Origin of the sequence: Kitasatospora sp. NPDC059648 (assembly GCF_042734825.1) — a bacterium.
In the GTDB taxonomy this organism is placed as follows: domain Bacteria; phylum Actinomycetota; class Actinomycetes; order Streptomycetales; family Streptomycetaceae; genus Kitasatospora.
This window is the reverse complement of the sequence record NZ_JBHWDU010000050.1, coordinates 50,270-60,050: the sequence shown is the minus strand read 5'-3', so window position 1 is coordinate 60,050 and position 9,781 is coordinate 50,270. Positions and strand designations below refer to the sequence as shown.

Here is a 9,781-nt window from a genome sequence, read left to right as displayed (position 1 = left end):
GGACCGGTGTCGCATGGCGCGATGTCCCCGCGCAGACCGTGGGCTGCTCCGGAGTCACGGCCTGGCGTCGACTGCGGGACTGGACCGAGGCCGGCCTCTGGCCCCGCCTGCACGCCGCGCTGCTGACCGAACTGCGCCGCGCGGACCTGCTGGACCTGGATGACTGCGCCGTGGACGGCTCGCATGTCCGGGCCCTCAAAGGGGGGATCATGTCGGCCCCTCGCCCGTCGACCGCGCCCGCCCCGGCTCCAAACACCATGTGATCGTTGACCGTTACGGCACCCCGCTTGCCGTGACGCTCACTGGGGGCAATCGCCACGACGTCACCCAGCTGCTGCCCCTGCTGGACGCGATACCGCCGATTCGAGGACTGCGAGGACGCCCGCGGCGCAGGCCCCGGCGGCTGTTCGCCGACCGGGGCTACGACTTCGACAAGTACCGCCGCCTGCTGTGGAAGCGCGGCATCAAGCCGATGATCGCCCGACGCGGCGTCGCCCACGGCTCCGGACTCGGCAAGGTCCGCTGGGTCGTAGAGCGCGCCTTCGCCTGGCTCCACCAGTTCAAGCGCCTCCGTACCCGCTACGAGCGACGCGCCGATCTCCACCAGGGACTACTCGATCTCGCCTGCAGCATCATCTGCCTCCGGCGCCTTCGAAAGTCATTCTGAAACGATCTTTAAGTCACCGGCATTGGGGCTAGGAGTCGGGCTGTGCCCGGACGACGTCGCGGTAGTCCCCGAGGGAGATGGCCGCGAAGTTGTGCAGGCTGTCGGTGCCGTCGGTGAAGTAGCCGTTGTGGCCGGAGGCCCGGGCGGAGGAGATCCGCTCGGCGCCGAAGCCGCCGCCGGTCGGGTCGGCGCCGTGGCCGAGCTTGCCGACCTCCAGGAACGGGACGTTGCCGATCCAGTCGCTGGGGTTGCGGGTGGCCCACACGTGCACGCCGCCGCCGAGTTCGCCGGCGGACTGGACGCCCATGCCGGGGCTGCCGAACACCATCATGTCGGTGATGCCCGAGGTGTCGGACGGCGAGGCGGCCGCGCGCGGGATCTTCGGGGCGGCGGTGCCGCAGACCACCGAGCCGTAGGAGTGGCAGAGCAGTGCCGGGGGCGCGTCCGGGCGGGTGGTCTCCTTGAGGCCGGCCAGCAGGCGCTGCAGCCGGGGCGCGGCGACGTCGGCGAGCCGGGAGGTGGCCGCGTCCGGGCCGAGGCCGGAGGGGGTGACGTACCCGGTCCAGGCGATCACCGCGGTGCGGGTGCCCGGGGCCTGGCGCTGCTCCTCGGCGTACAGGGCGCGGGCCATGCCGGCCGCGCCGCGCAGCGGCTCGGCCGCCTGGTCGAAGTGGCCGAGGTCGGCGTCCGAGCCGGGGACGACCACGGAGATCCGCTCGGCATCGGCGAGGTCGCCCCAGACCTCGGTGACCAGGCCGCGGCCGCGCGGGTCGAAGGCGAGGATCTGCCGGCCGGGGGCGAGCAGGTGGTCGACGTCGTTGGCGCGGGAGACGGCCAGCGCCCGGGTGTCGGCGTCCAGCTTCCCGTCGGCCGCGCGGACCCGGGCGGCGTCGCGCTCGGCGGCCAGGGCGATCCGGTTGGCGCGGTAGCGCAGGTCCAGCGGGGCGCCGTCGTAGTTGCCGACGACCAGCGGGTAGTCCTTGACGAGCCGGTCCAGCTCGGTGGGGGCGAGCGAGGCGAAGAAGGCGGCGGCGTCGGCCGGGCTGGTGGTGGCCGGGTCGGGCAGGGAGCGGCCGAAGGAGTGGTCCTGCACCCAGGCGGCGCTGCCGGCCGGGGGCGTGGAGATCGCCAGCTGCTCGGAGGAGACCGCTGCCGCGGCCGCCGAGGCACCGGCGTCGGCGAGCACGGCACAACCCGCGAACGCCCCGATCAGTACCCGCTTCCAGCGTCGACGCTTGCGCACCGCACCAACTCCCTCGGGGCCCGTCACCGTTTCTCGGGCGGTGCCCGGAGGGTGCGATTGGACTGCTGAACTTCCCTGCGCAAGCGTAGAGGTCACGAGAGGGTGACGGACCCGCCTAAACTGTGGAATGGATCACATGAACCGCGCGTGTCCTTCCGGCGTCCTTGTGCGGCCCTCCGGAGGGTGCTAAGCGGAGGGCCGGGTGTCGAATTCGCGGACCAGTCGCGTGGGGGCCGTACGCCGCCAGGCCTCGGTGACCAGGTCGTGCAGCTCCTCCGGGTCGACCAGGTCCAGCCGGACGCTCACCCAGCCGTGCCGCCCGACGTACCGGGCGAAGGAGAACACCTCGGGCTCGGCGGCGATCAGCTCGGCCTGGTCCTCGCGCGAGGCCTTGACGGTGACGCTGTCGCCCTCGGGCGCGCCCATCGCGAAGACCTTTCCGCGCACCCGCAGCGTCTCGATGCCCCAGGTCGGCTCCTGGGCGGCCTCCGGCAGGGTCAGGGCCATCGCGCGGAACTCGTCGAACGTCACCATGACGGAAGGTTAGAGCGGGGCACCGACCTCGCGGCCGTCGGGGCGGGCGGTGAGGCCGGTGCGCGTCCCGACGGCCGGGGCGGACTTCCGTTGAAGGGGCGCGGACCGGCTGGTCCGCGCCCCTACCGTGCCGTGGTCGACGGCGTGCGTCACACCACTCCCAGCGCGTACGCGGCGAAGAGCGCCGCCGCGCCACCGGCCAGCGCCTTGCCGGCCCGGGAGAAGCCGGTCCAGGGGCCGTCGAAGCGCCGGGTGAACCACCCGATCGCGACCAGGGCGGCGGCGAACAGCGGAAGCAGGGCCAGCCGGGCGGCCACCCAGCCGAGCGACTCCGGCGAGGTGGTCAGCCCGGGCAGGGCGCCGAGGCCCGCCGCACCGGGCACCGCCACCGCGAGCATCGCGCTCTGGTGCCAGCAGAAGATCGTCATCGCCGACAGGTTGACCACGACCACCGGCAGCCAGAGCAGCGGACGGCGGCTCAGGAGCCGGCCCAGCCGCTCCCGCAGCAGCACCGCGGCACCGCACTGGACCGCCGCCAGGGCGAGCACCAGCAGGGACGGCGGGTGCGAGTTGGTCCGCTCGACGCCCGGCACGCCGACCATGCTGGCCGGGTAGTGGAACACCACCAGCAGCACCGCGAACAGCGCGCCGCCGCCGAGCAGCAGCGCCCGGGCCGCCGGACGGCCGAGCCGGCCCTGGGCCCACAGCACGCCCAGCTGGTAGCCGAACATCCAGCCCGGCAGCAGGTTCAGCAGCCCGACCCAGGACGGCACCGCCTCGGCCCACGGCCCGTACCGCAGCAGGTCGACCACGGCGACCGAGGCCGGCAGCAGGCCCGCCGACCACAGGCCGAGCCGCCGCCCGAAGGCCGAGCAGAGCGGGGTGAGCGCGGTCAGCGCCAGGTACACCCCGATGTACCAGAGCGGCTGCACCACCAGCGTCGCGCCGGTGCGCAGGGTGTCCCCCGGCACGCCGAGCCGGGGCAGCAGCGGGATCAGCAGCGCCCACACCGCCGTCACCCCGAGCACCGGCCGCAGCAGCCGGACGGTCCGGGCACGCAGCCAGCCCGCGTAGGTCAGACCCTTCTCCCGGGCCCGCTCCAGCGAGCGGACCGAGGAGTGGCCGCCGACCAGGAAGAACACCCCGAGCATCTGGAGCACCCAGCTGACCGGGGCGAAGAAGCCGAGCGAGGAGAGCGGGCTGGCGTTGTGCAGGGCGCCGTCGGAGGAGAGGGTCAGGCCGCCGAGCATCCAGTGGCCGACGGGGACGGAGAGCAGGGCGATTGCGCGCAGCCCGTCCAGGGCGCGGTCGCGGGTCGCGGGGGTCTTGGCGTCGACCTTCTCGGCGGCGCGGCGCAGGGTGGCGAGCGGGTGGGCCATGGCGGTGCTCCTTCCGGTGCGGGTGTCGGGGGGCGTGGAGCGGTTCGGGTGCCGGAGGGCCCTCAGCGCCCGAGGGCGATGGCGGCGTAGGCGGCGAGCGAGGCGGTGCCGGGGGCGAAGTAGCCGGTGTGGCCGTGGGATCCGGTGGAGGGCAGCGGGCGGGCACCGAAGCCGGGCCCGGTCGGGTCGGCGCCGTGGCCGAGGCCGAACAGACGGACGTTGGGCACGTCGCCGATCCAGTCGGAGCCGTTGCGGGTGGTGGCCCAGAGCGGGACGCCCGGGTCGAGGTCGGCGGCCGAGCCGACGCCCATGCCGGGCGAGCCGAGCACCACCAGGGCAGAGGCGAGGGCCGGGGTGGGGCGGGCCAGCCCGCAGACCACCGAGCCGTAGCTGTGGCAGAACACCGTGGGCGGGGCCTGCGGGCGGGTGCTGACGGCGAGTCCGTCGAGCAGCCGGGTGAGGCGGGTGGCGCCGGCCCGGGCGAGGTCCTCGGCGGCGGCGTCGACACCCACGCCGACCGGGGTGGTGTAGCCGGCCCAGGCGATCACGGCCGTTCCCCCGTCGGTGGCCTGCCGCAGGGCCCGGGCCATGCCGGCCGGGGTGCCGTACGGGTCGGTGGCGCGGTCGAAGGTCATCAGGTCGATGTCCGAGCCGGGAACGATCACGGCGGTGCGGGCGGCGGTGGTGAGGTCGCCGAACACCTCGGCGACCTGGCCGCGGCCGCGCGGGTCGAAGGCGAGGATCCGCCGGTCGCCGTCCAGCAGGCTGCGGTAGCGCTCGGCGCGGGCGCGGGCGGCCTGCTGGTCCTGCGGGGTGAGGGCCGGGTCGGTGGTCCGGGCGAGTTCCCGGGTGCGTTCGGCGGCGAGGGCCAGGGCGTTGGCGCGGTACCGGAGAGGGACCGGGGCGCCGTCCAGGTTGCCGACCACCAGGGGGTGCCGGACGGCCAGGCCGTCCTGCTGAGTGGGCGTCAACCCAGCGAAGAAGGCCGCGACTTCGGCCGGTGTGCTGGTGGCCGGGTCGGGCGGGTGGAGGCCGAGCGCGGTGTCGGCGGTCCAGGCGGCGCTGCCGGGGGGTGGACCGGTGACGGCGGTCTGGGTGTCGGCGGCCCAGCCGCCCGCGCCGAGCACGGCCGCCAGCGCCACCGCGGTCGCGGCGATCGCCCGCCTGGTCCGGAACTTGCGCATGTCCCTGATCTCCTCTGCCCGTTGGGCCGGCGACCGGATGCGGTTGCCGACGGGGAGGAAGGTAGGAACGCGACGGCCCCGCGGACGTCACACCGCGGGGCCAACTCCCGGGTGCTACCCGGGTATGAGGGGGATATCCCCCTTATCCGCCGGGGGTCACCAGCCCCGACTCGTACGCCAGCACCACGGCCTGGGCGCGGTCGCGCAGGTCGAGCTTGCCGAGGATGCGCCCGATGTGGGTCTTGACGGTCTGTTCGGCGAGCACCAGCTGGGCGGCGATCTCCTGGTTGGACAGGCCGCGGGCGATCAGCTCCAGCACCTCGGTCTCGCGCGGGGTCAGGCCGTTGAGCCGCAGCTTGGGGTCGCGGCGCCTGGCGGGCCGGTTGCGGGCGAAGTCCGCGATCAGCCGGCGGGTGACGGAGGGGGCGAGCAGCGCCTCGCCGGCCGCGACCACCCGCACCGCGGCGATCAGGTCGGCGGGCGGGGCGTCCTTGAGGAGGAAGCCGCTGGCCCCGGCGCGCAGCGCCTCGTACACGTAGTCGTCCACGTCGAAGGTGGTCAGCATCAGCACCTTGGGGCGGTGCGCGCCCGGGACGGCAGGGTCGAGCAGCTTCCGGGCGGCCTCCAGGCCGTCCATGACGGGCATCCGCACGTCCATCAGCACCACGTCCGGGTGGGTGCGGCCGGTGACCTCCAGGGCCTGGGCGCCGTCCGCCGCGTCCCCCACCACGTCGATGTCGCTCTGGGCGTTGAGCAGCGCGGCGAAGCCGGCCCGCACCATGGCCTGGTCGTCGACGATGATCACGCGGATGGTCATGCGGGATTCTCCAGAGGAAGGTCGAGGGGCAGGACGGCGGCCACCTTGAAGCCGCCGTCCGGCAGCGGGCCGGTGTCCAGCCTGCCATCGACCAGCCGGACGCGTTCCCGCATTCCGACCAGACCGTGCCCGGTGCCCTCGACCGAGGCCTCCAGCGAGTCGGTGCGCTGCGGCGGGGCCGCGTTGACCACGGTGAGCCGCAGCTCAGGGCCGTCCGCCGACAGCGACACCCAGGCCCGCGCGCCGGGGGCGTGCCGGACCACGTTGGCCAGCGCCTCCTGGACGATCCGGTACGCGGAGAGGCCGACGGCCTGCGGCACCCGTTCGGCCAGTCCCTCGTCCACGGTCAGTTCGGCGGGCACGCCGGCCCGCCCCACCGTCTCGACGAGCTGGGCGAGTTGGCCGACCCCCGGCTGCGGGGCGGTTTCCCCGGCGGACTCCTCGCTGCGCAGCACGCCGAGCAGCCGGCGCATCTCGGCCAGCGACTCGCGCGCGGTGCCGGCGATCGCGGTGAACTCCTCGACGGCGTCGGCCGGGACGCCCTCGATCCGGTACGGCGCGCTGGCGGCCTGCACCGCGATCACCGACATGTGGTGGGCCACCACGTCGTGCAACTCCCGGGCGATCCGGGCGCGTTCCTCCAGCAGGGTGCGGCGCTCGCGCTCCACCTCGCTGATCTGCTCCTGCTCGGCGAGCAGCCGGCGGACCTCGGCGCGTTCCCGCAGGGCTCCGCCGAGCACCAGGACGGCGCCGGTCAGGGCGATCGCGAGGACGGCGTTGTCGCCGGTGTAGTGGGAACCCGTTCCGGCGATCGACAGCGCGATCCCGGTACCGGCGGTGACCAGCCAGACCGCGACCAGGGTGCGCCTCGGCTCGCGGAGGGAGAGCGGCACCATCAGGAACAGGTAGCCGACCAGGCTGGTGGGGATCCACGGCCAGGGGCCGCCGCCCCCGCTCCCGCTGGTCAGGACCAGCAGGGAGGCCAGCAGGTCGGTGGTGCCGATCATCCACCAGGCGGCCAGCGGCCGGCTCACGGCGAGCAGCAGCGGCGCGGTCTGCGCGACGGCCAGGGCGCCGGCGACCCCTCCGTTGAGCCCGTAGTCGTTGGCCATCACGTTGATCCCGCTGGGCAGCAGCGAGGCGATCGCGGCCACCGCGAGGACGTACGGGAGGTGGCGGACCCACGGGCGGGGGGACTGGGCCAGCAGCGGGGTGTGGTCGGAGGACGGCCGGGCGAGCGTGCCGAGCAGGGCCCGCAGCGCGCCGACGGTGCCGGACCCGGCGGTCGACTTGATCATCCGGCCAGACTAGGGGCGCGGTGGTGGCCCGGCGTCCGACCGGGGACCGGAATCCGGCGTAGTACTCGGGTACGACCGGCGGGCTCAGGGCCGCCAGTGGCCGGCCAGGGCGGGGCCGAGCTGGTCGAAGTACCGCTCGATGACCGCGACCATGCCCTCGGGGCCGGCCGGTTCCTGCTCGGCGGTCCAGGACAGGTGGGCGGCGCGCAGCAGACTGCCGAAGACGGCGGCGAGCACGACCGGGCGCAGGTCCCGGGCCGGGTCCAGCCCCTCGCGCTCGGCGAGCACCTGGACGACCAGCCGTTCCTGTTCGGTGACCCGGCGCAGGTGGGCGGCGAGCAGCGCGGGCGTCTCCTCGATGATCCGCAGCAGTTCGAGGGCGCTGCTGATCGAGCCGGGCCCGGAGGTCCGGGCGTTCCCGAGGTCGCGCCAGGCCTTGACGATCGAGGCGCGCAGAGCCTGGAGCGGGGTCTCCTCGGCCGGGCGGTGGCGCAGGCAGTGGATGAAGTAGTCCTCGGCGTCGGCCATCACGGCGAGGGCGACCTCGTCCTTGTTGGCGAAGTACCGGAAGAAGGTGCGCTGGGAGACGTCGACGGCGGAGGCGATCTCGTCGACGGTCGTCCGGGCGAAGCCCTGACCGAGGAAGAGCGCGTGGGCGGCCTGTACCAGGGCGTCCCGGGTCTGCTGCTTCTTGCGCTCCCGCAGGCCGGGTGCCCGGCCGAGGTCCTCCGGGGTGCCGACGGGGTGGGCGGTGCGAGCGGCCATGGCGGGGGCCTTCCGGGGCGCTGGTTCGGGGTGGGAGGTCAACCTTAGCCGCCTGACAAATGTCAGTGCAGGTCAGAAGTCATTGTTTGCCGAATGTCAGCGACTGACATAATCTGCCGGAGTGGCGCTCGTCGGCCGGGCACTCGTGGGGACGGGTGGGTCGTCGCAGCGCCACCGTCGTGTCCCGGTCTCTGCCACGCCCACGGAGGGCCCAGATGAGTCAGTCCGTCGTCAAGAACTCCGAGGCGGACGCACCGCCGCCACCGAATCCGTCGTCCGGGGGGCTCAAGGGCCACCCCTGGCTGACCCTGCTGACCGTCGCGGTCGGCGTCATGATGGTCGCCCTGGACGGCACCATCGTCGCCATCGCCAACCCGGTGATCCAGGAGAAGCTGGAGGCCGCGCCCTCGGAGATCCAGTGGGTCACCAGCGGCTACCTGCTGGCGCTCGCCGTCTTCCTGATCACCGCGGGCAAGATCGGCGACCGCTTCGGCCACAAGAGCACCTTCCTGGTCGGCGCGGTCGGCTTCGCCGCCACCTCGGCCGCGATCGGTTTCGCCGGCAACATCCGGACCGTGATCGCCTTCCGGGTGCTCCAGGGGCTGTTCGGCGCGCTGCTCCAGCCGGCCGCGCTCGGCCTGCTGCGCGGGGCCTTCCCGGCCGAGCGGCTCAACATGGCGATCGGCATCTGGGGCGGCGTGATCGGCGCCTCCACCGCGGCCGGTCCGATCGTCGGAGGCCTGCTGGTCGAGCACGTCAGCTGGGAGTCGGTGTTCTTCATCAACATCCCGGTCGGCCTGATCGCGCTCGCCCTCGGCCTGTGGATCCTGCGCGACGTGCGGGCCGAGAACGCCGCCAGGTCCTTCGACCTGCCGGGCATCGGACTGCTCTCGGTCGGGATGTTCGCCCTGGTCTTCGGCATCATCAAGGCCCCCGAGTGGGGCTGGGGCGACGGGCGGACGCTGCTGTTCCTGGGCGGCGCCGTGGTGCTGATGGTGCTCTTCGCGCTCTGGCAGGGCCGGGCGGAGGAGCCGCTGATCCCGCTCAGCCTGTTCCGCTCGGTGCCGCTGTCGGCGGGCGTGCTGCTGATGGTGCTGATGGCCTTCGCGTTCTTCGGTGCGATCTTCTTCGTGACCTTCTACCTGCAGAACGTGCACGGCATGAAGCCGGTCGACGCCGGCGTCCACCTGCTGCCGATGACCGGCATGATGATCGTCGGCTCGCCGCTGGCCGGCATCGCGATCGGCAAGCTCGGCCCGCGCGTCCCGATCATGGTGGGGATGCTGCTCACCACCGGCGCCATGGTCGGCATGTCCACCCTGGACACCGGCTCCGGCACCGGCGTGATGTCGCTCTGGTTCGTCCTGATGGGCCTCGGCATCAGCCCGGTCATCGTCGGCGCCACCGAGGTCATCGTCGGCAACGCCCCGCTGGAGCTGTCCGGCGTGGCCGGCGGACTCCAGCAGGCGGCGATGCAGGTCGGCGGGAGCCTGGGCACCGCCGTGCTGGGCGCCCTGATGGCCGCCAAGGTCGGCGACGTGCTGCCCGGCAACTGGGCGAAGGCCGGCCTGCCGCCGGTCGCCGACCCGCAGCAGGCCGAACTCCTCAAGCAGGGCGCCCAGCTCGGCATCGCCCCGCCCGCCCAGCCCGGCATGCCGCAGCAGGCGGTGGACGCGATGGCCGGCGCCGTGCACCACTCCTTCGTCAGCGGCATGTCGCTGGCCTTCGTGGTGGCCGCCGTGGTGGCCTTCGCCGCCGCCCTCCTCGCCCTGCTGACCCGCCGCGGCAGCACCGACGCGGGCCCGGCCGTGCACATCTGACCCGCCTCGGCGGAGGAAACCGAACGGGCCGGACCCCACGAGGGGGTCCGGCCCGTTCAGGCACCAGCGGGTGA

At 73.9% G+C, this 9,781-nt stretch carries 8 protein-coding genes and 1 pseudogene; 2 read left to right on the top strand and 7 right to left on the bottom strand.

Annotated features, from left to right (window positions below):
• Nucleotides 1–667, top strand: a pseudogene (locus ACFV1W_RS25780) (IS5 family transposase); the annotation flags it as partial.
• A 28-nt stretch (nucleotides 668–695) separates the two neighbouring features.
• Here the strand turns inward: ACFV1W_RS25780 and ACFV1W_RS25775 are convergent.
• From ACFV1W_RS25775 to ACFV1W_RS25745, 7 genes are all read right to left on the bottom strand, one after another.
• Nucleotides 696–1,910: an alpha/beta hydrolase gene (locus ACFV1W_RS25775; protein ID WP_380419600.1), complete on the bottom strand. Its 1,215-nt coding sequence runs from the start codon at nucleotides 1,908–1,910 to the stop codon at nucleotides 696–698.
• 186 nt (nucleotides 1,911–2,096) lie between these two features.
• A complete protein-coding gene (locus tag ACFV1W_RS25770; RefSeq protein WP_380419599.1) occupies nucleotides 2,097–2,444 on the bottom strand; it encodes an MmcQ/YjbR family DNA-binding protein in 348 nt (115 codons plus the stop codon).
• A 149-nt stretch (nucleotides 2,445–2,593) separates the two neighbouring features.
• Nucleotides 2,594–3,823 (bottom strand): acyltransferase, encoded by a 1,230-nt coding sequence (locus ACFV1W_RS25765; RefSeq protein ID WP_380419598.1) that lies wholly within the window; start codon nucleotides 3,821–3,823, stop codon nucleotides 2,594–2,596.
• A 62-nt stretch (nucleotides 3,824–3,885) separates the two neighbouring features.
• Nucleotides 3,886–5,007, bottom strand: coding sequence for an alpha/beta hydrolase (locus tag ACFV1W_RS25760; protein ID WP_380419597.1), 1,122 nt, complete (start codon nucleotides 5,005–5,007; stop codon nucleotides 3,886–3,888).
• A 142-nt stretch (nucleotides 5,008–5,149) separates the two neighbouring features.
• The gene (locus ACFV1W_RS25755; RefSeq protein WP_380419596.1) at nucleotides 5,150–5,824 is read right to left on the bottom strand and encodes a response regulator; all 675 of its coding nucleotides are present in this window, start codon (nucleotides 5,822–5,824) and stop codon (nucleotides 5,150–5,152) included.
• Nucleotides 5,821–7,122 carry a sensor histidine kinase gene (locus ACFV1W_RS25750; protein WP_380419595.1) on the bottom strand — a complete coding sequence of 434 codons (1,302 nt, stop codon included), beginning with the start codon at nucleotides 7,120–7,122 and terminating at the stop codon, nucleotides 5,821–5,823. Before ACFV1W_RS25750 ends, ACFV1W_RS25755 begins: the two co-directional genes overlap by 4 nt.
• Nucleotides 7,123–7,206: 84 nt before the next feature.
• Nucleotides 7,207–7,887, bottom strand: coding sequence for a TetR/AcrR family transcriptional regulator (locus ACFV1W_RS25745; RefSeq protein WP_380419594.1), 681 nt, complete (start codon nucleotides 7,885–7,887; stop codon nucleotides 7,207–7,209).
• A gap of 215 nt (nucleotides 7,888–8,102) precedes the next feature.
• Between ACFV1W_RS25745 and ACFV1W_RS25740 the strand changes: the two genes are divergently transcribed.
• Nucleotides 8,103–9,707, top strand: a complete 1,605-nt coding sequence (locus ACFV1W_RS25740) for an MFS transporter (RefSeq protein WP_380419593.1) — start codon at nucleotides 8,103–8,105, stop codon at nucleotides 9,705–9,707.
• Nucleotides 9,708–9,781 lie beyond the last annotated feature (74 nt).